Here is a 26,189-nt window from a genome sequence, read left to right as displayed (position 1 = left end):
CACAGTCAGATGTGAGCGGTCAGATCAGACCGTCCTCCCTGCGGTGGATCTGTGCCATCAGCTCGGCGGCGAAGGACTTGATGGTGTCGAGACCGGTCCGCCCCCAACGCCTCGGCTCGGTGTCGGCCACACAGACGGTGCCGAGCGCCATCCCCGTACGGTCGATGAGCGGCGCCCCGAGATAGGAGCGGATACCGGTCTCGTCGACCAGCGCGTTCCCGGCGAACCGGGGAAAGTCCCGTACGTCCTCCAGGACCAGCGCCTTGTGGCGTACCACCACATGGGGGCAGTAGCCATGGTCACGGGCCATGAACCGTTCCCTGCCCACGCCCGGCGGAGTGTGCAGTCCGGCGAAGAACTGCCGCTCCTCGTCGATGAAGTTGACCATCGCGTACGGCGCGCCCGTCAGCTGGGCCAACTGCTGGGCGACGGCGTCGAAGGCGGGTTCGGCGCGCTCCCCCAGCCCGAGCCCGCGCAGCCGGACCACACGGTCGGGCGCCTCCCGGTCGACGGGGGTGAGCAGCAGACGGCCGATCGGGTCGTACCTCATGCGCGTAGCTCCGTCACTCCGAGAGGGCCGTGGGCGCGGCCGGGGCCGCGGTGAGCAGATGCTGTACGAGCGTGACCAGCGTCTGGATACCGGAACTGGCGATGCGGGCGTCGCAGAGCACGATCGGCACCTCCGGCCTGAGATCGATCGCGGCCCGCACCTCCTCCGGGTCATAGCGGTACGAGCCGTCGAACTCATTGACGGCGACGACGAATCCGATCCCGCGCTGCTCGAAGAAGTCCACCGCGGAGAACGAGTAGTCCAGCCGCCGGGTGTCGGCCAGCACGATCGCGCCGAGTGCGCCGCGGGACAGCTCGTCCCACATGAACCAGAAGCGCTCCTGCCCCGGGGTCCCGAACAGATACAGCACATGGCGATCGTCGAGCGTCAGTCTGCCGAAGTCCATGGCGACCGTCGTCGATGTCTTGGCCTCGACGCCCGTCAGATCGTCGGTCGTGGCGCTGACCTGGGTGAGCAGCTCCTCCGTACTCAGCGGCGCGATCTCGCTGACGGCGCCCACGAACGTCGTCTTGCCGACCCCGAAACCACCCGCGACCAGCACCTTCAGCGCGGTGGGAAAGGGCTCGGGCACGACGGGGGCGGCAAGGGCGGCGGCGGGGACGTCAGAGCTGTCGTCGTAGACCATCGAGGACTGCCTCCAGCAGGAATCGATCGGTGGGGTGGTCGAAGCTGAGGGGCGGGCGCGCGGTGATCGCCCCGCAGTCCACGAGATCGGAAAGCAGCACCTTGGTGACCGTCACGGGGAGCCGCAGATGCGCCGCGACCTCCGCGACCGAGGTCGGCCCCTGGCAGAGGTCCATGGCGTGGGCGTGCTCCGGCCCGAGATGCGCCTGAGGATCCGAACCCGTGGACATGACCAGTGTCAGCAGGTCCAGGGCCGTCGTCGGCCGGGTCCGGCCCCCGCTCACGGCGTACGGGCGGATGAGCCGGCCGGCCGCGTCGTCGAGCCACGGCCCCTCCGTCGGACGCGGCACCGTCAGTGCCCCGCGGCGCTCGGGGAGAAGCCGGCCCCTTGCCTGAGCGGGGTGATCAGATAGGGCCGTACGCTCTTGACCAGCATCGCCATCTCGTAGCCGAGGACGGCGGCGTCCGCCTCGCGGCCCGCCAGCACGGCGAGACAGGTGCCCGAGCCCGCGGTGGAGACGAAGAGCAGGGTCGAGTCGAGTTCCACGACGACCTGGCGGACCTCCCCGCCGTCACCGAACCGCACTCCGGCGCTGCGGCCCAGGGAGTACAGGCCGGAGGCGAGCGCCGCCATGTGGTCGGCGCTGTCGGGATCCAGGCCGTGCACGGACCTCACCAGGCCGTCGGAGGAGAGCAGCACCGCGCTGCGGGTGTACGGGACTCGCTGGACCAGACCGCTCAACAGCCAGTCGAGGTCGGAGACATGGGCGGTCGGCGCATCGCTCGCCATGGTGCATCTACTCCTTGGGGGTGGTGTCGTGGCGCTGCGGTTCCGACGGTTCCGCGAGGGTCCCGGACAGTGAGTCGGTCAACGGACCGGTCAACGGACCGGTCAACGGACCGGTCAATGGGTCGGTCAACGGACCGGTCAATGGGTCGGTCAACGGGTCGGTGTCGGTCAACGGGTCGTGCGGAGGAGCCGATTGGCGGGCGGGCTGGGATTCCGCGAGGCCGATGCCCCGCTGGAAGGCGGCCATCAGGCCGGGGTCGTGCAGCACGGCCTCCTGGGCGGGAGGGTGCGCGGGCGGGGCCTCGCGCAGTTGCGGGACCATGTGCTCCTGGCCTCGGCGTCTGGGCAGTTGGGGCCGGCTCGCGGTGGCGTGGATCGTACCGTCGCCAAGGGGCTCGGCCCGCGGACGGGCCGGATCGGGTGCGGCGACCGGTCGCCGCCGGTCGGGATGGACGGCGCCGGGGCGCGCGGCGGCGGGGGTGGGACGGTCGGCGCCCGTGTCACGTACGGGGAGCGGGGCGGGGGCGCCATGGGGTGGCGTCGGCCCGGACCCGGACGGAGGCTGGGGCGGTGACTGGGGCTGGGGCGGTGACTGGGGCTGGTGCGGGACCGGTGGCGTTTGCTGCTGTGGCGTGAGCTGTGCCTCGTACATCTGCGGCTGCGGTTGCGGTTGCGGCTGTGGTGGGAGCTGGGGCTGCGGCTGAGTCCCGTACGTCTGGTGCTCGCTGTTCCGCTCGTCCGCCTGGTCGGAGCCGAGCAGCGCCTGCGGCAGGACCAGTACGGCCTGGATCCCGCCGTAGATATTGGACTGGAGGCGTACGGCGATGCCGTGCCTTCGCGCCAGTGCCGACACCACGAAGAGCCCGATCCGCCCGTCCTGGAGCAGATGCGCGACATTGACCTGGTCGGGGTCGGTGAGCAACCCGTTCATCTTCTTCTGCTCGTTGAACGGCATCCCGAGGCCCCTGTCCTCCACCTCGATGGCCAGACCGGCCGTCACATACTGCGCTCGCAGCAGCACTTGGGTGTGCGGCGAGGAGAAGAGCGTGGCGTTCTCGACCAGTTCGGCCAGCAGATGGATGACATCGGCCACGGCATGGCCGCGCAGAGTGCCGTCGATCGGCGGCACGAGCTTGATCCGCGGGTACTGCTCGACCTCGGCGATGGCCGAGCGCAGGACCTCCGTCATGGTGACCGGCCTGCTCCACTGACGCCGCGAGATCGCCCCGCCGAGGACGGCGAGGTTCTCGGCGTGCCTGCGGATACGGGTCGCCAGATGGTCGACGTGGAAGAGACCCTTCAGCAGCTCCGGGTCCTCGACCTCGTTCTCCAGCTCGTCGAGCAGCTGGATCTCCCGGTGGACGAGGGACTGGAGCCGACGGGCCAGATTGACGAACACCTCCACCTTCTGTTCGTCCCCGACGCTGCTTGACAGCCGGGACGCCTGCACCACGGCGGCGACGGCGGCATCCCGTGAGCGGCCCAATTCCTGGGCCAGCAGGTCGAATTCGTCACCGCCGGGAACGGCCGACGGGGCCGGTGCCGGGCGCACGGGCACCCGCTCGCCCCGTCGGAGTTGCTCGACGACAGCGCGGAGTTCGGCCTGCCCGCGCGCGCTGGAGCGGCGCATCGCGTTGCAGCGGTCCAGGACGGACTTCGCGGTGCGTTCCGCGCCGAGGGCGGCCGCCGCGATGGCGGCGAAGGCGAGCAGCGCCATGCCGAACAGGGCCGTCCAGAGCACGGCGGTCGGTTCCGCCGCGGTGGACCGCAGGATGAGTACGACGGCGGCGGCGCCGCAGAGCGCGGCGACTATCGCCGGAAGGACGGCGGTGCGCAGGAGTTGAGGCCGTATGCGGGCGTCGGGCGGCGTCGGCGTCTCCGCCCTGGCCGGGGACGAGAACGAGCGGGAGCCCGGCCTGCCGTGCCGCCCGCCCTCGCGGCGCTCCGGCCGCGCGACGGGTGCGCGAAGTTGAGACATCAGTGTCCTCGGTACGTGGGGCCCCAGGAAGCGGCGTCGTGCGGGTGTTCCGGTTCCGGCGGCAGCGGCAGGACCTGCGCGTATCGCGACGCCCTCCGTTGATCACCGAGCACACACGGTAGTCGCCGAACGTTCCTTCACGGTGGGCAGTTGACGAAGTTCCCCACAGAGCATCCCGCTCCGGTATGAGGCATCGCACATCAGCACGAAATATACGTTCGGCCCGGTGCGGGGCACCGGGCCGAACTCCCCTACGAGGACGGGAGAGACAGAAGCGACGAGAGGGAGGGACAAGAGAGAGGGGAAGGATGGGAGGGACGGTAGGAACGAGAGAGGCAGGGCCGGTTCAGGAGGACGGCGACAGAACCACGGAGCGGCTGAGATGGCGGGGGTTGTCCGGGTCGAGACCGCGCCCCTCCGCCAGCGCGAGGGCGAGCCGCTGGATCCGTACCAGCTCGGCCAGCGGGTCCAGCGTCCCCGGCACCCACAGCCCGCCGGTCGCCCGCACCTCCTCCCCCAGCCCCTCGGGGGCCGGACCGAGCGCCCACGTGGCCGTCCCCTGGGTCGTGATGCTGATGGGACCGTGGCGGTACTCCATCGCCGGATACGCCTCGGTCCAGGCCAGCGCCGCCTCCCGCATCTTGAGCGCGCCCTCCTCCGCGAGCCCCACCGTCCAGCCCCGGCCGAGGAATGTGAACTGCGTGCACTCGGTCACCCCCGCGGGCAGCGGCTCCGCGAGCGCCGTCTCCGCGTCCGTGACCGCAGCGTCCGGGTGCAGACCGAGATGCGCGCGGAGCAGCGTGAGCGCGGTGGTGGCGAAGCGCGTCTGGACGACGGACCGCTCGTCGGCGAAGTCCAGTACGACCAGATCATCGGCGGCCGTTCGCACCGGCGTCTCGGGGTCCGCAGTGATCGCGGTCGTACGGGCGGTGCCGCGGACGTCCGCGAGCAGGGACAGCACCTCGGTGGTCGTCCCCGACCGGGTCAGCGCCACGATCCGGTCGTAGCGGCGGCCGGTGGGGAACTCGGAGGCGGCGAACGCGTCCGTCTCACCCAGCCCCGCCCCCTCCCGCAGCCCGGCGTAGGCGCGGGCCATGAACAGCGAGGTGCCGCAGCCGACGACGGCCGTGCGCTCACCGGGCTCGGGCAGCTTGTCGCGCGCCCCCTCGGCCAGGCCCGCCGCCCGGCGCCAGCACTCGGGCTGACTGGCCAGTTCCGTCTCCACATGCGTCATGTGCGTCTCCACTCCCCTGAGCCGTATGACTCCGAACCGTATGATTGTTTCTGCATGCTAGACGACAGTTTCAATCACTAACAAGCATTTCCAGCAATCCGGACTGAGGTCACCAGCACATAGGATCAAGGGTCCACGGGATCAGGGGTCCACGCGATCGAGGGGGTTACGGTGAATCGCCATGAGCGGCATACGACCTTGCTTGAGCTGCTGACCGAGCGGCATCAGCTGGAGGTCGAGGCCGTCGCCGCGGAGCTGGGGGTGTCCGTGGCGACCATCCGCCGCGACCTCGATCACCTCGCCGAGCAGCAGTTGGTGACGCGTACCCGGGGCGGGGCGGTGGCACACTCCGTCGCGTACGAACTGCCGCTGCGGTACAAGGCGGTACGGCACGCCGGGGCCAAGGAGCGCATCGCTCGCGCGGCGGCGGCGATGACCGAACGCGGCATGGTGGTCGGACTCAACGGCGGCACGACCACCTCGGAGGTGGCCAGGGCCCTCGCCACCCGTGGTGAGCTGCGGGGAACGGCCGAGGAGCGGATGGCCGAGGAGCCCGCGCTCACGATCGTCACCAACGCGCTGAACATCGCCCACGAGCTGGCGGTGCGACCGCACATCAAGGTGGTGACGACGGGCGGGGTCGCGATGCCCCAGTCGTACGAGCTCGTCGGGCCGCTGGCCCGGCACATCATCGGCGAGGTCAGCCTCGACATCGCGTTCATCGGCGCGGACTCCGTCGATACGGAGTCGGGCGCCGCTGCCCACAGCGAGCACGAGGCGAGCATCAACGCGCTGCTCGCCGAGCGGGCGCGGACGCTGGTCGTGGTGGCGGACAGCTCCAAGCTGGGCGCCCGCGCGTTCGCCCGGATCTGTCCGGTGGAGGACATCGGAACGCTCATCACGGACTCCGGCGCGCCGGAGTGGGCGCGCCGGTTCGAGGAGCACGGGGTACGCGTCATCCAGGTCTGAACACGCCCGTACGCACGTGTCCCCCGGCACACGCTGTACGGTCCGGGGGCGCGAGGCCGATGTTCCCGCGCCCCCGCCCCGGCGTGCTTACGCGGAGGACGCGCTCTCGGCCGTCTCCTCCGTCTTCCCGCTGTCGCCGCCCGTGCCGGTGGCGTCGCCCGCCGCCCCCACCTTCGCGGCCGGAGCCCCGGCGGCGGAGCGCGCGGTCACGGCCGGCCAGCCCTCGGCCGGCACGGCGGCCACGGACCGCCACCACGGAGCGTCGGGGACCTCGTCCCCGGTGGGTTCGAAGGGCTGCCCGGGGCGCGGCAGCGCGATCCCGGCGCCCGCTTCGGTGGCGGCGCCGACCGTACCCTCACCGGGCTCGGCCCACGGGTGCGGGGCCAGATTGAACGTACCCCAGTGGATCGGCAGCATCACGCCGGACGGATGTCCGCCCTGGAGATCGAGATGGGCGCGCATGCCCTCGGCCGGGGTCATATGAATATCGGGCCAGTACTCGCTGTACGCGCCGATCTGGATCATGGTGGCGTCGAACGGGCCGTGCTCGGCGCCGATATCACGGAAACCGGGGAAGTAGCCGGTGTCCCCGCTGTGGTAGATCCGGTGCTCGGGACCGGCCACGGCCCAGGACGCCCAGAGGGTGTGCTGCTGGTTACGCAGCCCGCGACCGCAGAAGTGCCGCGCGGGGGTGGCGGTCAGCCGGATTCCGGCGACCTCGGTGGACTCGTTCCAGTCCAGCTCACGCAGCCGGGACGCGTCCACGCCCCACCTCTCCAGATGGGCGCCGACGCCGAGCGGGACGGCGAATACCGTGTCCGTGGAGGCGAGCGCCCGGATCGTGGGCAGATCCAGGTGGTCGTAGTGATCGTGCGAGATCACGACGACATCGACCGGACCGAGCGAGGCGAGCGGCACGGGTACGGGGTGCAGCCGCTTCGGCCCCGCGAAGGCGAACGGTGAACATCGCTCGCCCCAGACGGGGTCGAAGAGCACGCGTCGCCCGTCGATCTCGGCGAGCACACTCGAATGCCCCATCCAGGTGAGGCGGAGGCCGGAGACCGGGGGCGCGGCGAGGTCCGCGAGGGTGGTCGGGTACACGGGAATGGTGCCGAGCGGCGACCGCCGGGCCCGCGCCTCCTTCTGGAAGTAGATCTTCGCGAACTCCAGTCCCGAGGCGCCGGACGGTCTGGTCCTGGCACCCACCGGGTTCTGGAACACCCCGTCGACGAAGTTCGGCGAGCGGTGGATCCGCTCCAGCCGCTCGCCCGCCGAATCGGCCCCGAAGGCCGCGGGTCGCAGCGAGCGCAGCCGGGAGCGCAACGAAAGGGGGGAACCAGCGCCTGTCACAGCACCTCCTGGAGGTTCGGTGTCGTCCCATTATGTCCGGGTGCGTACATCGGTGCGGGTCGAGTCGGCCGTAATCGACCGGGGCCCCACCCGGGCCGGCGTACGCACGTCCAACGTCGTCACTGCCCCCGGGATTCCCGCCTACGCCCCCGAGTCGGTGTTGGCGCACAGCGGTACGACCGGTACCGATGAGGCCTGTCGGTCTCGGTAGGGTGAGCGCTGTGGCGAGAGTGCGGCTGAATGTGGCGGAACGGCGCGAGGACCTGCTGCGCGCCGCCGTCGGGCAGATCGAGGCGCGGGGAGTGGCAGCCGTGCGGATCTCCGATGTCGCCGCCGTGCTCGGTGTCAGCAACGCGCTGGTGCTCTACCACTTCTCCACGAAGGAGAAGCTGGTCGCCGCCGCCTTCGCCCATGCCGCGCAGGGCGATCTCGACCAGTTGCGCACGCTGCTCGGCCGGCCCGACAGCGCGCTGGCCCGGCTGCATGACGCGGTCCGCTGGTACGCGCCGGCCGGGGAGGCCAAGGGGTGGCGGCTGTGGATCGAGAGCTGGGCGGCGGCGCTGCGCGATCCCGCGCTGCGCGAGCTGGCGCGCGCTCTCGACCAGCGGTGGAAGGCGGCCCTCGCCGAGGTCATCGCGGAAGGCTCGGCGGCGGGTGAATTCCACTGCGCGGACCCGGTGTCGGCGGCCTGGCGGCTGACCGCCATGCTGGACGGCCTCGCGGTTCAGATGACGTCGTACGAGGGTTCACTGCCCCGCGCCACCATGCTGGAGTGGGCCGACGAAGCCCTCGCCCGCGAACTGGGCCTGGACAGCGCGGACTTCACACGGACACACGGACAGAACTCGGACAGCGGAAAGGGAGATCGTGGCGCAGCAGGAGACCGACCGGCTCCATCATGATGTGCTGGTCGTCGGGGGCAGCGGGGTGGATACCGTCGTCCGGGTCGACTCGCTGCCGGTGCCGCTCGCCGACTCGGTCTCGGTGGGGCCGATCCTCGAATGGCCCGGACACACCGGCGGCAATGTGGCGCTCGGCTGCCGGAATCTCGGCCTGAACGTCAAGTTCCTCGACTACCTGGGAGACGACTGGACCGGCCAGCAGGTCCGTGAGCGGCTGGCACGGGGCGGTGTGGACTTCGAGGCCCTGATCTCCCCGGCGGGCACCCGGCGCGCGGTCAATCTCGTGGAGAAGACGGGCCGCCGGATGTCCTTCCACGACGCCAGGGACCCGGACGATCTGCGGATGCCGCGCGACTTCTATCTCCCCCATCTCGAACGCAGCCGTCATGTCCATCTGTCGATCACGAACTTCGCCCGTTTCCTCTATGACGACATCGAGGCGCTGGGCGTCCCGGTCTCGACCGACCTGCACGACTGGGACGGTCTCGCCGACTACCACAAGGACTTCGCCCTCCGCTCCGACCTGGTGTTCCTCAGCGCCGCCGGGGCGAGCGAGCGGATCGCCTCGGTGATGCGGGAGATCCTGCGCGAGGGCCGGGCCGAGGCGGTCGTCGCGACGGCGGGCGCGGGCGGCTCCTACGTCATGAGCCGCGAGGGAAGCCGTACGCCCCGCCCGGTCAGGGCGACGGTCCCGCCCGCGCCGGTGGTGGACTCCAACGGCGCGGGCGACGCGTACGTCTGCGGCTTCCTGTACGGGCGGCTGGCCGGACGCGACGTGGAGGAGTGCGCGCGGCTGGGCGCCGTGGCGGGTGCCCATGCCTGTACGGGCAAGGGCAACGAGGCGCTGATCGGCCCGGACGAACTGCTCGCGGCCTGAACGGCGCGCCCGGACGCGAGCCCCGGAGCGCACCCCGGCGACAACTCGCGCACGCCCACCGGCCCCAGCCGAGAGGCCGCCCCGGACAACGGCCCCCGTCACGTCTGCCGCACCGGCGCGTACACCTCCTCCTCCACCCCGAACGTCCACGCGACCCCCGCCTTGGCCGTGGACACCGTCGGCGGCACACGCAGCCAGTACGTACGGTGCGTACCGTCCGGCTCCGGCGTCGAGTTGACGACCTCGACCATCGCGACATCCTCGTCGCCGTCCAGCGCGATCCGCCACAGCACACCGGTCTCGTCGCGGTGGACGGGCCGCGCTCCCGACTCGTTCAGATAGCGGTCGTAGCCGTAGTACTCCAGCATCACGCGCCGCAACTCCGCGTTGGCCTCGGTGCGGATGCGCTCGGGGGTCAGGTCCGGCAGCCCGGCGAGGAACTCGGCGGGGACGGGCATCCCGCGCCAGGCGTACAGGGCGAAGCCGTCCGGATAGGCGAGCGCGGGGCCGTCCCCGCGGTCCAGCCGGCCCGCCTCGTCGCGGTACAGCGCGACGGGACGCTCGCAGATGACCACGGCGCGTTCGTACGGCCACCACCAGCCGGCGTGCCGGGCCACCTCGGCGAGCCCTTCGAGGCGTTCGCCGAGGCCGTCGAACGCGGCGAGCCAGGCCGCGTCGTGCTGGCCGAGGACCGCGTCGAGCAGCACCGCACGGATCCCGGCCGCCTCGGCGGCCCGGTCGTCGAAGCTCTCCACTATTCCGGTGCGTATCCGCTCGGCGAGCGCCCGGGTGGTGTCCCAGAGCCGGGCGCCGGTGGCGTTCCAGTGATCGGCCCACCCCGCCGGCCCCAACGCGTCGTGCATCCTGCGCCGTTCCGCGGCCCACGGGTGCGTACGCACCTCGTCCCGCACGGACCGTCCCGCATCACCCAGCGCCTTCGCGGCCCGTGCCCCGGCCAGCGGCGAGCCGGCCCAGATGATCCGCTCCGGTTCGGCGAGACCCGCCCTGCGGTAGGCGAGGCGCACCCCGCGCTCGGCGGCGGCCCGGTCCGCTTCCCCGTTCTCCCCCTGCGCCCCCGTCGCCGCCGCGACCGCCCGCCACGTATCCACGTCACTCATGCCCGAAGCCCCGTCCCACGTCATTCCCGTCCCCTGTCATGCCCGTCCCCCACTCTCGTCCGCCGTCTCCGTACGGCTGTTGCCCCCGAGGCCCACCACCCGGGCCGGTCTGGGCCGCCATGCTCAGTCCGCGACCATGCGCACCGCGCCCGGCAGGTACTCGCGCTGGCGCACCACCCGGAACCACCCCTTGGGCAGCGGTATCGCCGCGTGCTCCTCGTGCACCACCCGTCCGCCCTCCGGGAGATGGAGGAACATCGGTCCGAGGGCGTCCCCCGGCTCACGGACCAGCCGGCCGGGCCCGGTCACCGCGTGGGCGTGGCCGGTGACCTCGCCGAGGGCCAGGACCAGCCGCCCCCGCGCGTCCCTCGGCTCGCCGGGGGCGCTCTCGGCGTCCGTCACGCGCGTTGGCACCGTCTCTTCCGCGACGGGCACGATCAGGACGTCTCCCTGCCGGAACATGGCTCTCCCCTCGACCGGCGGCGCCGAGTGCGCCGACCTGTGAACGACGCTAGGGGGAGGGTCTGACAATCGGCCCCGGAGCGGGGAGTTGTCAGTGGCCGCTGGTAGAACTGCTGCACATCAGCCGATCACATGTCACCGGTGTCTGGAGCGTCGTCATGGCCATTTCGGAAAAAATGCGGGAGTTCGACGGCCTGCCCGCATTCGACTTCCCCGAGGCGGAAACGAAGGCGGAGCTCCCCGACGCGGCCTCCGTGGCCTGGCGCATCTCGGTCGAGTCCTACGAGTCCGAGGAGGCGTGGGAGGCATCGTTCGCGCGCTTCGCCGAGTCCGTGGACACCACCGAGGTCCGGGCGCTGATCGTCGGTGACTGGAGCGACGCCTACGACACCGGCCCCGACGAGGTGATCTCGGCGCTCGTCGCCGCCCGCGACCGGCTGCCCGCGCTGCGTGCGCTGTTCCTCGGTGACATCACGTTCATGGAGTGCGAGATCTCCTGGATCAACCAGGGGCTGGTGACCCCGCTCCTCGACGCCTTCCCGGAGCTGCGCGCGTTCGGGGTCCGCGGCGGCCAGGACCTGTGTTTCCCCGCTGTCCGGCACGAGCGGCTGCGCTCCCTCACCATCGAGACGGGCGGCCTGGACGCCGAAGTGGTGCGGTCCGTCGCGGCGAGCGACTTCCCCGAGTTGGAGCATCTCGATCTCTGGCTCGGCACGTCGTGGTACGGCGCGAACGCGCAAGTGGCCGATCTGGCGCCGATCCTGGCCGGGTCGCGGCTGCCCCGGCTGCGGTCACTGGCGCTGCGCAACAGCGAGATACAGGACGAGATCGCCGTGGCACTGGCGGGCGCCCCCGTCGTGGCCGGGCTGGAGACGCTCGATCTCTCGATGGGCACGCTCGGCGACGAAGGCGCGGAAGCCCTTCTCGGCGGCCAGCCGCTCACCCATCTCAAGAAGCTCGATCTGCACCACAACTACCTCGGCGAGGCGATGCGGAAGCGTCTCCTCGACACGCTGGGCGCGGTGGGTGTCGAGATCGACCTCTCGGAGAGCACGGAGCCGGACCGCGAGTCCGACGGCGTCGAGCACCGCTACACCGCGGTGGCGGAGTAACGGATGACCCCGGACCCGAGCGCCACACCCCCGCCCCCGAGCGCGCCCCAAGGGGACGCCGATCCGAAACTGGTCGTGGTCGGGATCCCCGGCCACCGCCGCGTGTCCCTGTTCCAGGACGCCGTGCGGGCCGCCGGGCTGTCCCCCGCCCGCGTGGTGTCCTGGCGCGAGGTGCTGGGCGGCCGGGCGGAGTTCGCTGCCGGTGAGACGGTACGGATCGACTCCCCCGGCGAGGACCCGGAGGTGGACCGGCTGCTGCGCGACGTGGACGATCCGACCCGCGTCGAGGGCACGGGCCGCTGGTACGAACGGTTCACGGCGGCCGCAGGGGGCCTCGGCCGGGCGGCGTCCGCCGCCGGAGCCGATCTGCTCGACGATCCAGGGGAGTTGGCGGTCCTCTTCGACAAGCGGCTCTGCCACGGCCTGCTGGACGCGGCGGGGGTCCGCGTTCCCGTATCCCCCACATCGGGCGCCGGCTGGCCGGCCGTGTCCGGCTGGGACGACGTACGCGCCCTGATGGGCGGGGCCGGGCTCCGCCGCGCGTTCGTCAAGATCGCCCACGGCTCGTCGGCCTCCGGTGTCCTCGCCGTCGAGAGGGCGGGCCCCGGCCGGGTGCGCGCCCTCACCTCCGTCGAACGGGACGACACCGGCCGTCTCTTCAACTCGCTGCGGGTCCGCGACTACACCGGCGAGCGCGACGTGGCCGCGATCATCGACGCCCTCGCGCCCGACGGACTGCATATCGAGCAGTGGGTGCCGAAGGGGGTCCTGGACGGCAGGTCGGCGGATCTGCGGGTGGTGGTCGTCGCGGGCCGCGCCACGCATGTGGTCGTACGGACCAGCCGGTCGCCCATGACCAATCTCCATCTGGGCGGGAAGCGCGGGGATCTCGACGCGGCCCGCGCCGTGATCGAGGCGTCCGGAGGCAGCTTCTTCACGGCTCTCACCCTCAGTGAATGGGCGGCCGACTGCTTTCCCGGGACCCACTGCGTGGGTGTCGATCTGCTGCCCGCCCCGAGCTGGCGGCGGTACGCCGTCGCCGAGGTCAACGCCTTCGGCGATCTGCTGCCGGGTCTCACGGGACTGCCGGGCCGCGGCGCCGAGGGCCTGGACACGTACGGTGCGCAACTCGCCGCCCTGCCGAGGCGTGCCACCCGCCGGACGACCGAGGAGCCGGTGTGCGGACACCTGACATGAACGAGATCGTCGGGCGGGACGATCTCCTGCTCGTCACGCTCGACACACTGCGCTTCGATGTCGCGCAGGAACTGGCCGCCGCCGGCCGCATCCCGCATCTCGCCCGGCATCTCCCGGACGGCCGCTGGGAGAAGCGGCACGCCCCGGGCAGCTTCACCTACGCCTCGCACCAGGCGATCTTCGCCGGGTTTCTGCCCACCCCCGCCGTGCCGGGTCCGCATCCACGGCTGTTCGCCGCGCGCTTCGGAGGCAGCGAGACCACGGCCGACCGCACCTTTGTCTATGACACACCGGATCTGGTCTCGGGCCTCGCGGCGGCCGGTTATCGCACGGTGTGCCTGGGCGGGGTCGGCTTCTTCAACCGGCGGGGCGCGCTCGGCTCCGTACTGCCCGGAATGTTCCAGGAGAGCCACTGGGAGCCGGAGTTCGGCGTGGCCTCGGCCACCTCTTTCGAGGCGCAGGTCGAGCGGGCGGAGAAGGTCGTCGCCGGTCTGGCGCCCGGCCGACGGCTGTTCCTGTTCGTCAATGTGGCGGCGCTGCACCAGCCCAACTGGTTCCATCTGCCCGGCGCCACCCGGGAGGCGGGGGACTCGCGGGCCACACACGCCGCCGCGCTGGAGTATGTCGACCGCCATATCGGCCGGCTCTTCGCCGCCGCGAGCAGCCGCCGGCGCTGCTTCACGATCGTCTGCTCCGACCATGGCACGGCCTACGGCGACGACGGCTGGACCGGCCACCGCCTGGGCCACGAGGTGGTCTGGACCGTGCCGTACGCCCATTTCTTCCTGGAGAGCGGGAGAGCCCGATGAGCACCACCCTCGCGCCCCGTCCGTACGAGGCACCTCGTCCGTACGAGAGTTATGTCTACGCCTATCCGCACAAGACCGCCTACCGCCCGCTGGAGGACCGCCCGGCCCTGCGGGGGGTGTGGGCCGGTGAACGCAAGGACGCGCTCTCCCTCTATCTGCACATACCGTTCTGCGAGGTCCGCTGCGGCTTCTGCAATCTCTTCACCCGGATCGGCGCCCCGGATGAACTGACGACGCGTTATCTCGACGCGCTCGACCGGCAGGCGACCGCCGTCCGGGACGCCCTGGCGGAGGCGGAAGGCGGCGCGGACACCGTACGGTTCGCCGCGGCGGCCTTCGGCGGCGGCACCCCCACCTATCTGGACGCCGACGAGCTGGACCGGCTGTGCGACATCGCCGAGAAGCGGATGGGGGCCGATCTGCGGGCCGTCCCGCTCTCCGTGGAGACCTCCCCCGCGACGGCCACCGTCGACCGGCTGGCGGTGCTCGCCGAGCGGGGTGCCACGCGTCTGAGCATCGGCGTGCAGAGCTTTGTCGACGCCGAGGCGAAGGCGGCCGTACGCCCACAGCGCCGCGCCGAGGTCGAGGCCGCGCTCGGCCGCATACGGGACGCCCGGATCCCTGTCCTGAACATCGATCTGATCTACGGCATCGACGGCCAGACGGAGGCGAGCTGGCGCCACTCCCTGGACGCCGCGCTCGCCTGGCGGCCCGAAGAGCTGTATCTCTATCCCCTGTACGTACGGCCGCTCACCGGCCTCGGCCGGCTCGGCACCGGCGGCGACGCCGCCTGGGACGACCAGCGGCTGCGGCTCTACCGGCAGGGCCGCGACCAGCTGCTCGCCCACGGCTACGAGCAGATGTCCATGCGCATGTTCCGCCGCCCGGACGTCCCGTTCCAGGACGCCGGCCCGGACGACTACGCGTGCCAGACCGACGGGATGATCGGTCTGGGCTGCGGGGCCCGCTCGTACACGTCCACTCTTCACTACTCCTTCGACTACGCGGTCGACATGCGCGAGATACGCACCCTCATCGACACCTACACGGCGACGGAGGACTTCTCCCGCGCGGAGGTGGGCCGCCGGATCGACGGTGACGAGGCGCGCCGCCGCCATCTCCTCCAGTCCCTTCTCCAGGCCGAGGGGATGGCGGAGGCGGACTACCGCGAGCGGTTCGGCTCAGGACCCGCCGAGGACTTCCCCGCCGAGCTGGCCCGGTTCGCGGCCTCCGGCTGGCTCGACGAGAGCGCGCCGGCCGGGACGCTGCGCCTCTCCCCCGAGGGGCTCGCGTACTCGGACGCGCTGGGCCCCGCGCTCTTCTCCCCCGCCGTACGGGCCTCGATGGCCGCGTACGAGACGAAGTGAGACCCCGTGGACCTGACGATCCTCTACCGAGGCCCGCTCGCCTCCTGCGACTACGACTGCCCCTACTGCCCGTTCGCCAAGCGCCGCGACAGCCGGGACCAACTGCGCGCCGACCGGGCCGCCCTGGAGCGTTTCACCGCCTGGGCGTCGGAGCAGCGGGAGGACAGGCTGTCGGTGCTGTTCACCCCCTGGGGCGAAGGGCTCGTCCGTTCCTGGTACCGGCGCGCCCTCACCGAGCTGTCATTGCTGCCGCATATCGGCCGCGTGGCGATCCAGACGAATCTGAGCTGCCGCACCGACTGGCTGGCGGACGCCGATCCCGCGAAGCTCGCCCTGTGGTGTACGTACCACCCCGGCCAGACGCCGTACGACCGCTTCCTCGCGAAGACCCATGAGCTGGCGGCGCGGTCGGTCCGGTTCAGTGTGGGGGTCGTCGGTCTGCCGGACCATCTGGAGCACGCCCGGCGGCTCCGCGCCGACCTGCCCGAGCAGGTCTATCTCTGGGTCAACGCGGCCGAGGGGCACAGCTATACGGACGAGGAGGCCGACCGCTGGACGGCCCTCGATCCGCTCTTCCCCTACAGCCGCAGCCCGCACCGCTCGGCCGGTCTGCCCTGCCGGACGGGCGAGTCGGTGATCTCGGTGGACGGCGAGGGTACGGTCCGGCGCTGCCACTTCGTCCGCGCCGAGCTGGGCAATCTCTACGACGGGTCCTACCGGCGGGCGCTCGCTCCGCGGGCGTGCCCGCTGGCGGTGTGCGACTGCCATATCGGATATGTGCATCTGGAGACGCTGCCGTTGTACGACGTGTTCGCCGGAGGGGTCCTGGAGCGGGTCCCGGCGGGGATCCGACCGGCGCCGGATCCGCCCCTGGTCAGTGCTTGAGGGGCAGGAGGGGCAGGAGGTCGGGGCGCTTCGCCTCGACATGGTCGCCGGAGGATTCGCCGCGCAGCCGTCGCCCGATCCACGGCACCAGATACTCGCGCGCCCAGTGGATGTCGTCGCGCCGCACCTCCAGCGTCCCTCGCGGCGGCTGCGGCGGCCACGGCTGGTCCGGGTCGGCGGGCACATCGAGGCCGAGGACCTGCGCGGCGCGCAGCGCGACACGGGTGTGCCCCTCGGGTGACAGATGCAGCCGGTCGCCGTCCCAGGCCCGCCTGTCCTGGACGGACTTGAGCGACCAGAGGTCGAGCACCGGGCAGTCGTAGCGGTCCGCGATGGCCCGTACATGCGCGGTGTACGTGGCGATCTTGCCGCGCAGATGGCGCAGCACGGGCACGCCCCGGGTGTCGAAGCCGGTGGTCACCATGACCATGCCGACGGCGCCGGAGAGATCGGCGACGGCCCGCTCGAAACGCTCGGCGACATCGTCGGGGTCGGTGCCGGGCCGGATGATGTCGTTGCCGCCGGCGCAGAACGTCACGAGATCCGGGGCGAGTTCCTTCGCGCGGGGAATCTGTTCGTCGACGATCTGGTCGAGGAGCCGGCCGCGTACGGCGAGATTGGCATACCGGAAATCGCCATGGGCGGTGTCCGCCGTCGCACCCGCGACCGGCAGTTGGTCGGCGAGCAGGACCGCGAGCCGGTCCGCCCAGCCGACATACATCCCGTCGGGGCCCGGATCTCCCACACCCTCGGTGAAGCTGTCGCCGATCGCCGCGTACGACCCGAGTACGCCATTTCTTCTTGATCTCGAATCGTCTGCCACAGCACCACATCATTCACCGGCAGATGTGACCTACGCGACCGTAAGGAGGGGTTGACGCCGGGTGAGATATGCCATCGGTCAAGTTTCGGCCAAGCGGGAATAGGCGATAAACGGGTGCTGCCCGGCACGGAAAGTGCCGGGCAGCGCAATGAGCTGACGTGATCTGACGAATCAGATGTTCACGCCGTTGTCCCGGAGGTAGGCCACCGGGTCGACGTCAGAGCCGTACTCGGGGCCGGTGCGGATCTCGAAGTGCAGGTGCGGTCCGGTGGAATTGCCGGTGGAACCGGAGAGTCCGATCTGCTGGCCCGCGCTGACGGTCTGGCCCTCGGAGACATCCAGGGACGACAGGTGGGCGTACTGCGAGTACATGCCGTCGCTGTGCTGGATGACGACCTGGTTGCCGTACGAGCCGCCCCAGCCGGCCGTCACGACCGTACCGTCGCCGACCGCCTTCACGGAGGTGCCCGAGGACGCCGAGAAGTCGACACCGGTGTGGTAGCCGCTGGCCCAGCTGGAGCCGGAGGCGCGGTACGGCGTGGAGGTCGGCCCGTCGACCGGCGCGGTGAAGCCGGAACCGGTGCTCGGCGCCGCGGTGTCGGCGGGGGCCTGCTCGGGGGTCGAGGCGGCGGACTCGTCGGTCGAACCGCTCGACGCGGAGTCACTCGACGCGGAATCGGCGGAGTCGGCCGAGGAGCTGGAGTCGTCGGACGACGAGCTGGAGGGCTGCGCCGGAGCCTCCGACGGGCGGTGCTCCCCGCCGCGCCCGCCGAGAGTGAGCTTCAGGCCGGGGTGGATCAGCGACGGGTTGTCGCCGACGGCCTCGCGGTTGTCCTTGTACAGCCGCTGCCAGCCGCCCCGGACATGGTGCTCGACGGCGATCTTGGAGAGATAGTCCCCGGCGACCACGGTGTAGGTCCTCGCGACCCTGGTGGCGGCCTCGGTGGCGGTGGTGTGCGCCGAGGCGGAGACGGCCTGTGGAGCGGCGGCGGGGGCGGCGTTCTCCGCGGCGTGCGCGCCGGTGGCACCGATGAGGGGAAGCGCGATGGCTGCGCCACCCGTGCCGGCGGCGATGAATCCGCGCGAGATCGGGTTGTTCTTGGGACGGCGGTGCTTACCCTTCGCGGGCATGGCGAATTCCTCTCCGGCGCCTGCGAGGTGAGCTGTCGGGTTCGGGCTGGAGCTGCCCGGCCGCGCGTGGTGCGCGACTTCACCCCAAGCCGTCCCGGAGTTCCGGACCGGCGTTCCACCTGGTTCCCCCGCTCCTGCCACGCGTTGATTGGGTGGATGCGAATTCCGAGCGGCGGCAGGATTCGGCGGTCCGCTCGGATTGAGGCTGAACGTAAGCGAGTCGGACGGCCGGAACAAGATGCTGTTTTCGGGCGGTGGCGACCGTTCCGGATATCGCCCGGGTAATTCGGTCACCCTGCGTGGATTCCGGTCTCCAATTACCTTGCAGAGCAGCAATTGCCCTTCCCGATACCACCACGCAACGTCACGGATATGATCCTGCTCACTGGCCCGAGCCCATCTCCCCCGCGACCGGGGCAGGTTATGCGGAACCACCCATTCCGGACAGATGGGCGTTTAGGCGATATTCATCGGCACAGGGTGTCCGAATAATGCGCTTCTGGCCCCTCCGAGGCCGGGCCGATTGCCACAGGTTGCCTGAGGAACAAATGTCGTAGGGTCGGAGGTCGACATCGTCGGCGAGCCGCGCCGACGGCAGACACGGAGGAGCACGCCGTGACGCAGCAGCTGCCGCAGGTCCCGTCGACAGAGCCCGAGTTGTCCGGCGTGCGCAACTTCCGCGATGTGGGCGGACTGCCGACCACGGACGGCCGGCGGGTGGCCCACGGCAGGCTCTTCCGCAGCGGACATCTCGCCAACGCCACCCCGGACGACGCCGCCTTCCTCTCCTCCCTCGGCCTGCACACGATCTTCGACTTCCGCAATGCGGCCGATCTGAAGCTCGACGGCGCGGACGTGGAGCTGACCGGCGTACGCAATGTGAACCTGCCGCTCACCGATCCGGCGGACGGTGCCGAGTTCTGGCTCATGGTGCGGGACGGCGATCTCGACCAGCTGCGCTCGCTTCTTTCGAACGGCCAAGCGGCGACCAGGATGATCGACTCGTACCGGACGATCATCACGACACGCACCGCCGAACACAGCCGCGTCCTGCACTCCCTCGCCGAGGACAGCGTCCCCGCGCTCATGCACTGCGCGGCGGGCAAGGACCGGGCGGGGCTCTCCATCGCGGTGTCCCTGCTCGCGGTCGGGGTGGAGCCCGAGGCGATCGAGGCCGACTATCTCAAGTCGAACGACCCGCACCGCCGCTACCCGATCCGCCGCTCCGACAACTCCCCCGCCGGAATGTCCTCCGAGGTGATGGAGCTGCTCAGCCCGCTCTTCGACGCCCGCGCCGAATACCTCGCGGCGGCCTTCGAGACCATCGAGAAGACCTGGGGCACCACCGACCGCTATCTGACCGAGGGGCTCGGGCTCGCCCCCGAGACCCGCGAGCGGCTCCGCGCCCGTCTCCTCGACCAGAGCTGAGGGGCGCCGTTACCCCCGGGCGCCCATCTCGAAGAGCAGATAGAGGAAGGCCGCGAAGAGATGGCCGGCGATCAGATAGGCGAAGAGCCGGATGACCAGCCCGCGGGGGAACTTCCCCTCTTGCTTCATGGCATGACCGGACGCGGCATTCCCCGGTACGCGGTTCTCCGGCGCGGCGCTCTCCGGCACAGGGCTCTTCGACACGGGACTCTCCGACACGGGGTTCTCTGACTCGGGCATAGTGGCAGACCTTTCCCAGCAGGTCAGCGGCGATGGGCCCCGCCGCCGAGGCACAGCTCGGCGGCGGGGCTCTGCAGCAGGGTATGGACGAAGAGCAGCTCGGTCCCCTCGGGTCCGGCCGCGGCGATCCGGTGCGGGGTGAGCGAGTCGAAGTGCGCGCTGTCCCCGGGGTCGAGTACGTGTACGGCGTCCCCGAGGGTCAGCCGCAGCCGCCCTTCGAGGACATAGAGCCACTCCTCACCCGGGTGTACGCGGACGAGGTCGCCCTGCGCCCCGTACGGGACCTGGAGCCGCAGCGGCTGCATGGCCCGTCCCGGGCCGCCCGCCTGGTGGTAGGTCCAGCCGTCGGCCTCGACCGGCTCCATCCGGCCGGCCCGGACGATGGGATCGCGCTCCGGCGGCATCTCCCCGAGCAGCTCGGAGACCGTCGTACCGTAGATACGGGCGAGGCTGAGCAGCATCGGGAGCGACGGCTGTCTGCGGCCGGTCTCCAGCCGGGAGAGATGGGCGGGGGAGAGCCCGGCCCGCGCGGCGGCGGTCTCCAGGGTGAGCCGTCGGTGGCGGCGCAGCTCACGCAGCCGGGGTGCGACATCGGGCAGCTCGTCGGGGTGTTCTCCGGCGGCCTCTCCGGCGGGAGGTGTGCTCATATCTCCATTGCGCCAGGAACTTTCCTCTGAGGCAAATTTCTTACCTCAGAGGCAAAAGTCCTCGTTCCCCGCCCGTCAGCGTCCTCGCGCCTCGCCCGTCCGCGTCCTCGCGCTATCGGTTGGCCACGGCCTGCTTCACCAGGGTCCTGCCGAAGTCCCACATCAGTCCGCCACCCCCGTGGGCATCGTCCATGACCGCCGTGAACGCGTCCACGAAACGTTCGACCTCCCGCTCGCCGATGGTCAGCGGCGGGATCAGCTTGATCACCTCCAGATGGTCGCCGGAGACCTGGGTGAGGATCCGGTGCTTCTGGAGCAGCGGTACGACCACCATCTGCGCGAAGAGACCCTTGCGGGCCGCCTGGAGCATGGTCCAGCGACCGCGCAGCTTGATCGAGTTCGGCCGGCCGAACTCGATGCCGATCATCAGGCCGCGGCCGCGTACCTCGTACAGCAGCTCATAACGGTCGACGAGCGCGGCCAGCCGTGACCGGAGCAGATCGCCGGTGGCCCGCGCGTTGGCGACGACGTTCTCGTCCTCCATCACGGACAGCACGGCCAGGCCCGCGGCCATGGCCTGGGCGTTGGAACCGAAGCTCGCGGAGTGGACCAGCACCCGGTCCATCGAGGAGTAGACCTTCTTGAAGATCCAGTCCTTGCCGAGGGTCGCGCCGACGGGCACATAGCCGCCGGAGAGCGCCTTGGCCACACAGACGAGATCGGGCTCCACTCCGTCCTCGTGCTGGTACGCGTAGAAGTCCCCGGTCCTGCCGAGGCCGGTCTGCACCTCGTCGACGATGAGCAGCGCCTTGTGCCTGTGCAGCAGTTCCTGGGCGGCGCGCAGAAAACCGGGCGGGGTCCCGTGGACGCCCTTGCCCTGGATCGGCTCGACGACGAAGGCCGCCACATCGCCGCGCTTGAGTTCCCTCTCCAGCGCGTCGAGATCGCCGAGCGCGAGAGCGGTATCGGGCAGCAGCGGTGCGAAGCCGTCCCGGAAGCCGTCCTCGCCGTTGACCGACAGCGAGCCCGTGGTGAGCCCGTGGAAGGCGTGCGCGCAGTACAGGATCCTGGGCTTGCCGGTCGCGTACCGGGCGAACTTCAGCGCCGTCTCCACCGCTTCCGTACCGCTGTTGCCGAAGAACACCCGGTCCAGATGCGGGGAGTGGGCGAGCAGCTTCTCGGCGAGCAGTCCGGGCAGCGGCTGGCAGTCGAAGCGGGTGAGGTCGGCGAGCGAGGCGTCGAGGACGTCATGGAGCGCCTTGCGTACGACGGGGTGGTGCCGACCGAGGCCCATGACGCCGAAGCCGGCGAGCATGTCGAGATAGTCGTTGCCGTCCTCGTCCCAGAAGTAGGCTCCCTCGGCCCGCTCGTAGAACCGGTCGAAGCCGATGGTGTGCAGCATGCGCGGGAGCTGGTGGTTGAGATGCCTCGTGTACAGCTCGTAGCGCTCGGCGCCGCGCTCCGCGAGCAGCCGCGACAGGTCGAAGCCCGTGGGCTCGGTCATTCCGCTCTCTCCTTGCCTGCCGGGCTCTGCTCGCGCGCCCGGTTCACCTCGCGCGCCGGCTTCCCCACGCGTGCCGGGCTCTCCTTGCGTGTCAGGGCGGCGCTGATCCGTCCCGCGATGTCCACCGGGGTGAGACCGATGTCGGCCAGCACCTCGCTCCGTTTGGCGTGGGCGAGGAACTCCTCGGGGATGCCGAAGGTCCGCAGGGGTACGTCCACCCCCGCGTCGCGCAGCGACTGTCCGACGGCCGAACCCACCCCGCCGCTGCGGCTGTTGTCCTCGACGACCGCGACCAGCCGGTGCCGTTCGGCCAGCGGGGCGAGCTGTTCGTCGACGGGCTTGACCCACCGGGGGTCGATGACCGTGCAGCCGATACCGCGCTCCGCGAGCAGCTCCGCCGCCCGGAGACATACGGGCGCCAGCACCCCCACCGATACGAGCAGCACGTCGGCGTCCGGCGCACGGCGCAGGACGTCCATCCCGCCCACGCGTCCCACGGCCGGGATCTCCGCCCCCGCGGGCTCCTTGGCGAACCGCACCACGGTCGGGGCGTCGTCCACCGCCACCGCCTCGCGCAGCTGCGCACGCAACTGCCCGGCGTCGCGCGGCGCCGCGATCCGCAGTCCGGGGACGCACTGGAGGATCGACATGTCCCACATGCCGTTGTGCGAGGCCCCGTCGACCCCGGTGACCCCGGCCCGGTCGAGTACGAACGTGACGCCGCACCGGTGCAGGGCGACATCCATCAGCAACTGGTCGAAGGCCCGGTTGAGGAAGGTGGCGTAGACGGCGACGACCGGATGCAGCCCGCCGGTGGCGAGCCCGGCCGCGGAGACCGCCGCGTGCTGCTCGGCGATCCCCACGTCCCAGACCCGGTCCGGGAATCGCTCGGCGAACTTCGTCAGCCCCACGGGGTGCAGCATGGCCGCCGTGATCGCCACCACGTCCGGCCGCTCCTCGCCGATCGCGACGATCTCGTCGCGGAACACCGAGGTCCACGACGGGCCGCTGGGCGGTGCCAGCGGCTCGCAGGTCAGCGGATCCATCACGCCGACCGTATGGAAGCGGTCCGCCTCGTCCTCCAGCGCCGGCGCGTAGCCGCGCCCCTTCTCCGTCAGACAGTGCACCAGCACCGGTCCGTGGAAGCGTTTCGCGCGCCGCAGCGCGGACTCCAGGGCGGCGATGTCATGGCCGTCGACCGGGCCGACGTACTTCAGGCCGAGGTCCTCGAACATGCCCTGCGGGGCGAAGGCGTCCTTGAACCCCTTCTTCGCGCCGTGCAGCGACTCGTACAGCGGCTTGCCCACCACGGGGGTGCGCTGGAGTACGTCCTTGCCCCAGGCCAGGACGCTCTCGTAGCCGTCGGTGGTACGGAGCGTGGCGAGGTGATCGGCGAGTCCCCCTATCGTCGGCCCGTAGGACCGTTCATTGTCGTTGACCACGATGATGAGGGGCCGGTCCTTGGCCGCGGCGATATTGTTCAGCGCCTCCCAGGCCATTCCGCCGGTGAGCGCCCCGTCCCCGATGACGGCGACGACATGGTCCTCGCCGCCCAGCACCTCACGGGCCTTGGCGAGTCCGTCGGCCCAGCCGAGCACGGTCGAGGCATGCGAGTTCTCGATGACATCGTGTGCGGACTCGGCGCGGGAGGGATAGCCGGAAAGGCCGCCCTTGCCGCGCAGTTTGGAGAAGTCCTGCCTGCCGGTGAGGAGTTTATGGACATAGCTCTGGTGGCCGGTGTCCCACAGAATGCGGTCGACGGGCGAATCGAAGACCCGGTGCAGGGCGATGGTCAGCTCCACCACCCCGAGATTGGGCCCGAGATGGCCGCCGGTTCTGGCGACCGCCTGAATCAGGAACTGTCTGATGTCCTCGGCCAGTTCGCCGATGTCACTTTCACTCAGCGCCTTGAGATCGCGCGGCCCCCGGATATTCTCCAAGACTGACACGCTCGGGCCCCCTCTCGGAATGCTTCTTCAGCTCACGGTGACGGCGGGAGTCCCCGAGGGAACGCCCGCGTTCTCCATGGATTCGGCGATTTTCATCGCCTCGTCGATCAAGGTCTCCACGATCTTCGATTCCGGTACGGTCTTGATGACTTCGCCCTTGACGAAAATCTGGCCCTTGCCATTGCCGGACGCGACACCGAGGTCGGCCTCACGGGCCTCGCCGGGACCGTTCACGACACAGCCCATGACGGCCACGCGCAGCGGGACCTCCATGCCCTCAAGACCGGCCGTCACCTCGTCCGCCAGCCTGTAGACATCGACCTGGGCCCGGCCGCAGGACGGACAGGAGACGATCTCCAGCCGGCGCTGCCGCAGGTTCAGCGACTCCAGGATCTGGATGCCGACCTTGACCTCCTCCACCGGCGGCGCCGACAGAGAGACCCGGATCGTGTCGCCGATGCCCTCCGACAACAGCGCCCCGAAGGCCACCGCGGACTTGATGGTGCCCTGGAACGCGGGACCCGCCTCCGTCACACCGAGGTGCAGGGGATAGTCGCACCGCTCCGCCAACTGCCGGTAGGCGTTGACCATCACGACAGGATCGTTGTGCTTCACCGAGATCTTGATGTCCCGGAAACCGTGCTCCTCGAACAGCGACGCTTCCCACAGCGCCGACTCGACAAGCGCCTCCGGCGTGGCCTTGCCGTACTTCGCCAGCAGACGCGCGTCCAGCGAACCGGCGTTCACCCCGATCCGGATCGGAGTCCCGGACTCCCCCGCCGCCTTCGCGATCTCCTTGACCTTGTCGTCGAACTGCTTGATGTTGCCCGGGTTCACCCGCACCGCCGCACAGCCCGCGTCGATCGCCGCGAACACGTACTTCGGCTGGAAATGGATATCCGCGATCACCGGGATCTGCGACTTCCGCGCGATGGTCGCCAGCGCGTCCGCGTCGTCCTGCGTCGGGCACGCCACCCGCACGATCTGGCACCCGGCCGCGGTCAGCTCCGCGATCTGCTGCAACGTCGCACCGATGTCCGACGTACGCGTCGTCGTCATCGACTGCACCGACACCGGCGCGTCCCCGCCGACCGCCACCGACCCCACCTCGATACGCCGCGAGTGGCGGCGTATCGCGATCGGCCGGGCCGGCAGCGCGGGGAGCCCCAGCGAGACTGGCTCTCCTGCGGTCATGTCGTCACCGCGTCCCGGCGACCGTCTCACGGACCGCCCGCAGGGACTCCTTGAGCGAGCCCATGGTGGCCAGGACGGCGGTCGGCTCATAGCCGCAGTGCGCCATGCAGTTGGCGCAGCGCGCGTCCTTGCCGCGGCCGTACTTGTCCCAGTCCGTCTCCTCGATGAGCTGGCGGTACGTCGGCACATACCCGTCGCTCATCAGATAGCAGGGGCGCTGCCAGCCGAAGAGCGAGTAGTTCGGGATGGCCCACGCCGTGCACGGGAAGTCGGCCTTGCCTTCGAGGAAGTCCAGGAACAGCGGCGAGTGGTTGAGACGCCAGCGCGCCCGGTTACCACCGGCGAACGACTTCCTGAACAGCTCACGGGTCTGCTCCACCCCCAGGAAGTGCTCCTGATCGGGGGCCTTCTCGTAGGCATAGGCGGGCGAGATCATCATCTCGTCGACCTTGAGATCGTCGTTGAGGTAATTGAGTACCTCGACGATGGTCTGCGGGGTATCGGTGTTGAAGAACGTGGAGTTGGTGGTCACCCGGAAGCCTCGGCGCTTGGCCTCCTTGATGGCCGCCACGGCCTCGTCGAACACGCCCTCCTTCGCCACGGACTCGTCGTGCCGCTCACGCAGCCCGTCGATATGCACCGCGAAGGCGAAATACGGTGAGGGGGTGAATTTCTCGATCTTCTTGCGCAGCAGCATCGCGTTGGTGCACAGGAAGACGTATTTCCTCTTCGCCACCAGCTGCCGGACGATCTCATCGATCTGCGGGTGCATCAGCGGCTCGCCACCGGCGATGGAGACCATGGGCGCTCCGGACTCCAGCACCGCCCCGACGGCCTGGGCAACGGGCATACGCTGCTTCAGGATGCCGGCCGGGTGCTGGATCTTGCCACAGCCCTCACATTTCAGATTGCAGGCGAAGAGGGGTTCCAACTCGACGATGAGCGGAAACTTCTCACGCCTGCGGAGCTTCTGTTCAAAGAGGTACGTCCCGACCCTGATGGTCTGACGGAGCGGCATGGCCATCTAG

At 70.5% G+C, this 26,189-nt stretch carries 26 protein-coding genes and 1 riboswitch; of the genes, 9 read left to right on the top strand and 17 right to left on the bottom strand.

The window, feature by feature from the left end; translation table 11 throughout:
• Positions 1-19 precede the first annotated feature (19 nt).
• The 6 genes from ACFRKB_RS02135 to ACFRKB_RS02110 all read right to left on the bottom strand — a co-directional run bounded on the left by ACFRKB_RS02135 (position 20) and on the right by ACFRKB_RS02110 (position 5,197).
• Positions 20-550: a GAF domain-containing protein gene (locus tag ACFRKB_RS02135; RefSeq protein ID WP_376585597.1), complete on the bottom strand. Its 531-nt coding sequence runs from the start codon at positions 548-550 to the stop codon at positions 20-22.
• Positions 551-563: 13 nt separating this feature from the next.
• Positions 564-1,196, bottom strand: coding sequence for a GTP-binding protein (locus ACFRKB_RS02130; protein WP_383102496.1), 633 nt, complete (start codon positions 1,194-1,196; stop codon positions 564-566).
• Positions 1,174-1,545: a DUF742 domain-containing protein gene (locus ACFRKB_RS02125; RefSeq protein ID WP_383102495.1), complete on the bottom strand. Its 372-nt coding sequence runs from the start codon at positions 1,543-1,545 to the stop codon at positions 1,174-1,176. Before ACFRKB_RS02125 ends, ACFRKB_RS02130 begins: the two co-directional genes overlap by 23 nt.
• Before the next feature lie 2 nt (positions 1,546-1,547).
• Positions 1,548-1,985: a roadblock/LC7 domain-containing protein gene (locus tag ACFRKB_RS02120; RefSeq protein WP_383102493.1), complete on the bottom strand. Its 438-nt coding sequence runs from the start codon at positions 1,983-1,985 to the stop codon at positions 1,548-1,550.
• Between the two features lie 7 nt (positions 1,986-1,992).
• Positions 1,993-3,963, bottom strand: coding sequence for a sensor histidine kinase (locus ACFRKB_RS02115; protein WP_383102492.1), 1,971 nt, complete (start codon positions 3,961-3,963; stop codon positions 1,993-1,995).
• Positions 3,964-4,309: 346 nt separating this feature from the next.
• A complete protein-coding gene (locus tag ACFRKB_RS02110; protein ID WP_383102490.1) occupies positions 4,310-5,197 on the bottom strand; it encodes an SIS domain-containing protein in 888 nt (295 codons plus the stop codon).
• A gap of 171 nt (positions 5,198-5,368) precedes the next feature.
• Between ACFRKB_RS02110 and ACFRKB_RS02105 the strand changes: the two genes are divergently transcribed.
• Positions 5,369-6,166, top strand: a complete 798-nt coding sequence (locus ACFRKB_RS02105) for a DeoR/GlpR family DNA-binding transcription regulator (RefSeq protein WP_383102488.1) — start codon at positions 5,369-5,371, stop codon at positions 6,164-6,166.
• A gap of 87 nt (positions 6,167-6,253) precedes the next feature.
• Here ACFRKB_RS02105 and ACFRKB_RS02100 read toward each other — a convergent pair whose 3' ends face one another.
• Positions 6,254-7,516 carry an MBL fold metallo-hydrolase gene (locus tag ACFRKB_RS02100; RefSeq protein WP_383102486.1) on the bottom strand — a complete coding sequence of 421 codons (1,263 nt, stop codon included), beginning with the start codon at positions 7,514-7,516 and terminating at the stop codon, positions 6,254-6,256.
• Between the two features lie 221 nt (positions 7,517-7,737).
• On the opposite strand from ACFRKB_RS02100, the gene ACFRKB_RS02095 reads away from it, so the two are divergent.
• Together ACFRKB_RS02095 and ACFRKB_RS02090 are read left to right on the top strand one after the other, a co-directional pair.
• Complete coding sequence (locus tag ACFRKB_RS02095) at positions 7,738-8,418, top strand: TetR/AcrR family transcriptional regulator (protein ID WP_383102484.1); 681 nt, start codon at positions 7,738-7,740, stop codon at positions 8,416-8,418.
• Positions 8,384-9,295, top strand: coding sequence for a carbohydrate kinase family protein (locus ACFRKB_RS02090; protein ID WP_383102483.1), 912 nt, complete (start codon positions 8,384-8,386; stop codon positions 9,293-9,295). The genes ACFRKB_RS02095 and ACFRKB_RS02090 overlap by 35 nt, the downstream gene beginning before the upstream one ends.
• 98 nt (positions 9,296-9,393) lie before the next feature.
• Here ACFRKB_RS02090 and ACFRKB_RS02085 read toward each other — a convergent pair whose 3' ends face one another.
• Both ACFRKB_RS02085 and ACFRKB_RS02080 read right to left on the bottom strand, forming a co-directional pair.
• On the bottom strand, positions 9,394-10,413 hold the full coding sequence (locus tag ACFRKB_RS02085; RefSeq protein WP_383102481.1) for a DUF6745 domain-containing protein: 1,020 nt from the start codon (positions 10,411-10,413) through the stop codon (positions 9,394-9,396).
• Positions 10,414-10,536: 123 nt separating this feature from the next.
• Positions 10,537-10,875 (bottom strand): hypothetical protein, encoded by a 339-nt coding sequence (locus ACFRKB_RS02080; protein ID WP_383102479.1) that lies wholly within the window; start codon positions 10,873-10,875, stop codon positions 10,537-10,539.
• Between the two features lie 158 nt (positions 10,876-11,033).
• Here ACFRKB_RS02080 and ACFRKB_RS02075 point away from each other — a divergent pair, with 158 nt between their 5' ends.
• From ACFRKB_RS02075 to ACFRKB_RS02055, 5 genes are read left to right on the top strand one after another with little or no spacing between them, the layout of a single operon-like run.
• Positions 11,034-11,987, top strand: a complete 954-nt coding sequence (locus tag ACFRKB_RS02075; RefSeq protein WP_383102477.1) for an STM4015 family protein — start codon at positions 11,034-11,036, stop codon at positions 11,985-11,987.
• 3 nt (positions 11,988-11,990) lie between these two features.
• Positions 11,991-13,184, top strand: a complete 1,194-nt coding sequence (locus tag ACFRKB_RS02070; protein ID WP_383102475.1) for an STM4014 family protein — start codon at positions 11,991-11,993, stop codon at positions 13,182-13,184.
• On the top strand, positions 13,181-13,993 hold the full coding sequence (locus ACFRKB_RS02065) for an STM4013/SEN3800 family hydrolase (protein ID WP_383102571.1): 813 nt from the start codon (positions 13,181-13,183) through the stop codon (positions 13,991-13,993). The genes ACFRKB_RS02070 and ACFRKB_RS02065 overlap by 4 nt, the downstream gene beginning before the upstream one ends.
• Positions 13,990-15,360, top strand: a complete 1,371-nt coding sequence (locus ACFRKB_RS02060) for an STM4012 family radical SAM protein (protein WP_383102473.1) — start codon at positions 13,990-13,992, stop codon at positions 15,358-15,360. The genes ACFRKB_RS02065 and ACFRKB_RS02060 overlap by 4 nt, the downstream gene beginning before the upstream one ends.
• A gap of 6 nt (positions 15,361-15,366) precedes the next feature.
• Positions 15,367-16,245: an STM4011 family radical SAM protein gene (locus ACFRKB_RS02055; protein ID WP_383102471.1), complete on the top strand. Its 879-nt coding sequence runs from the start codon at positions 15,367-15,369 to the stop codon at positions 16,243-16,245.
• Here ACFRKB_RS02055 and ACFRKB_RS02050 read toward each other — a convergent pair.
• Both ACFRKB_RS02050 and ACFRKB_RS02045 read right to left on the bottom strand, forming a co-directional pair.
• Positions 16,235-17,068: an SGNH/GDSL hydrolase family protein gene (locus tag ACFRKB_RS02050; protein ID WP_383102469.1), complete on the bottom strand. Its 834-nt coding sequence runs from the start codon at positions 17,066-17,068 to the stop codon at positions 16,235-16,237. The genes ACFRKB_RS02055 and ACFRKB_RS02050 overlap by 11 nt on opposite strands.
• Before the next feature lie 171 nt (positions 17,069-17,239).
• Complete coding sequence (locus tag ACFRKB_RS02045; RefSeq protein ID WP_383102467.1) at positions 17,240-18,199, bottom strand: M23 family metallopeptidase; 960 nt, start codon at positions 18,197-18,199, stop codon at positions 17,240-17,242.
• A 4-nt stretch (positions 18,200-18,203) separates the two neighbouring features.
• Positions 18,204-18,364: riboswitch (cyclic di-AMP (ydaO/yuaA leader) on the bottom strand.
• Between the two features lie 450 nt (positions 18,365-18,814).
• Here ACFRKB_RS02045 and ACFRKB_RS02040 point away from each other — a divergent pair.
• Positions 18,815-19,627: a tyrosine-protein phosphatase gene (locus ACFRKB_RS02040; RefSeq protein ID WP_383102466.1), complete on the top strand. Its 813-nt coding sequence runs from the start codon at positions 18,815-18,817 to the stop codon at positions 19,625-19,627.
• 9 nt (positions 19,628-19,636) lie between these two features.
• Here the strand turns inward: ACFRKB_RS02040 and ACFRKB_RS02035 are convergent, their stop codons facing one another.
• The 6 genes from ACFRKB_RS02035 to hpnH all read right to left on the bottom strand — a co-directional run bounded on the left by ACFRKB_RS02035 (position 19,637) and on the right by hpnH (position 26,185).
• Positions 19,637-19,756, bottom strand: coding sequence for a DUF6126 family protein (locus ACFRKB_RS02035; protein ID WP_383102465.1), 120 nt, complete (start codon positions 19,754-19,756; stop codon positions 19,637-19,639).
• Between the two features lie 134 nt (positions 19,757-19,890).
• Complete coding sequence (locus ACFRKB_RS02030; RefSeq protein WP_383102464.1) at positions 19,891-20,514, bottom strand: helix-turn-helix domain-containing protein; 624 nt, start codon at positions 20,512-20,514, stop codon at positions 19,891-19,893.
• Between the two features lie 112 nt (positions 20,515-20,626).
• Positions 20,627-22,018, bottom strand: coding sequence for an aspartate aminotransferase family protein (locus tag ACFRKB_RS02025; protein ID WP_383102463.1), 1,392 nt, complete (start codon positions 22,016-22,018; stop codon positions 20,627-20,629).
• Positions 22,015-23,967, bottom strand: a complete 1,953-nt coding sequence (dxs, locus tag ACFRKB_RS02020; protein WP_383102462.1) for a 1-deoxy-D-xylulose-5-phosphate synthase — start codon at positions 23,965-23,967, stop codon at positions 22,015-22,017. Before dxs ends, ACFRKB_RS02025 begins: the two co-directional genes overlap by 4 nt.
• Positions 23,968-23,994: 27 nt before the next feature.
• Positions 23,995-25,161: a flavodoxin-dependent (E)-4-hydroxy-3-methylbut-2-enyl-diphosphate synthase gene (gene ispG / locus ACFRKB_RS02015; RefSeq protein WP_383102461.1), complete on the bottom strand. Its 1,167-nt coding sequence runs from the start codon at positions 25,159-25,161 to the stop codon at positions 23,995-23,997.
• A 4-nt stretch (positions 25,162-25,165) separates the two neighbouring features.
• Entirely contained in the window at positions 25,166-26,185 is a 1,020-nt protein-coding gene (gene hpnH, locus ACFRKB_RS02010; protein WP_383102459.1) for an adenosyl-hopene transferase HpnH, read from the bottom strand.
• Positions 26,186-26,189 lie beyond the last annotated feature (4 nt).

Source organism: Streptomyces scopuliridis, from assembly GCF_042790125.1.
Classification (GTDB): Bacteria; Actinomycetota; Actinomycetes; order Streptomycetales; family Streptomycetaceae; genus Streptomyces; species Streptomyces scopuliridis_A.
Note: the sequence above shows the minus strand (reverse complement) of the source record. Positions and strands in the feature narration are given on the sequence as shown.

Coding starts and splice junctions, on each gene's coding strand:
- ACFRKB_RS02135 (WP_376585597.1), bottom strand. CDS start 550: ATGAGGTACGACCCGATCGGCCGTCTGCTGCTCACCCCCGTCGACCGG.
- ACFRKB_RS02130 (WP_383102496.1), bottom strand. CDS start 1,196: ATGGTCTACGACGACAGCTCTGACGTCCCCGCCGCCGCCCTTGCCGCC.
- ACFRKB_RS02120 (WP_383102493.1), bottom strand. CDS start 1,985: ATGGCGAGCGATGCGCCGACCGCCCATGTCTCCGACCTCGACTGGCTG.
- ACFRKB_RS02115 (WP_383102492.1), bottom strand. CDS start 3,963: ATGTCTCAACTTCGCGCACCCGTCGCGCGGCCGGAGCGCCGCGAGGGC.
- ACFRKB_RS02110 (WP_383102490.1), bottom strand. CDS start 5,197: ATGACGCATGTGGAGACGGAACTGGCCAGTCAGCCCGAGTGCTGGCGC.
- ACFRKB_RS02085 (WP_383102481.1), bottom strand. CDS start 10,413: ATGAGTGACGTGGATACGTGGCGGGCGGTCGCGGCGGCGACGGGGGCG.
- ACFRKB_RS02080 (WP_383102479.1), bottom strand. CDS start 10,875: ATGTTCCGGCAGGGAGACGTCCTGATCGTGCCCGTCGCGGAAGAGACG.
- ACFRKB_RS02075 (WP_383102477.1), top strand. CDS start 11,034: ATGGCCATTTCGGAAAAAATGCGGGAGTTCGACGGCCTGCCCGCATTC.
- ACFRKB_RS02070 (WP_383102475.1), top strand. CDS start 11,991: ATGACCCCGGACCCGAGCGCCACACCCCCGCCCCCGAGCGCGCCCCAA.
- ACFRKB_RS02065 (WP_383102571.1), top strand. CDS start 13,181: ATGAACGAGATCGTCGGGCGGGACGATCTCCTGCTCGTCACGCTCGAC.
- ACFRKB_RS02060 (WP_383102473.1), top strand. CDS start 13,990: ATGAGCACCACCCTCGCGCCCCGTCCGTACGAGGCACCTCGTCCGTAC.
- ACFRKB_RS02045 (WP_383102467.1), bottom strand. CDS start 18,199: ATGCCCGCGAAGGGTAAGCACCGCCGTCCCAAGAACAACCCGATCTCG.
- ACFRKB_RS02035 (WP_383102465.1), bottom strand. CDS start 19,756: ATGAAGCAAGAGGGGAAGTTCCCCCGCGGGCTGGTCATCCGGCTCTTC.
- ACFRKB_RS02030 (WP_383102464.1), bottom strand. CDS start 20,514: ATGAGCACACCTCCCGCCGGAGAGGCCGCCGGAGAACACCCCGACGAG.
- ACFRKB_RS02025 (WP_383102463.1), bottom strand. CDS start 22,018: ATGACCGAGCCCACGGGCTTCGACCTGTCGCGGCTGCTCGCGGAGCGC.
- ispG (WP_383102461.1), bottom strand. CDS start 25,161: ATGACCGCAGGAGAGCCAGTCTCGCTGGGGCTCCCCGCGCTGCCGGCC.
- hpnH (WP_383102459.1), bottom strand. CDS start 26,185: ATGGCCATGCCGCTCCGTCAGACCATCAGGGTCGGGACGTACCTCTTT.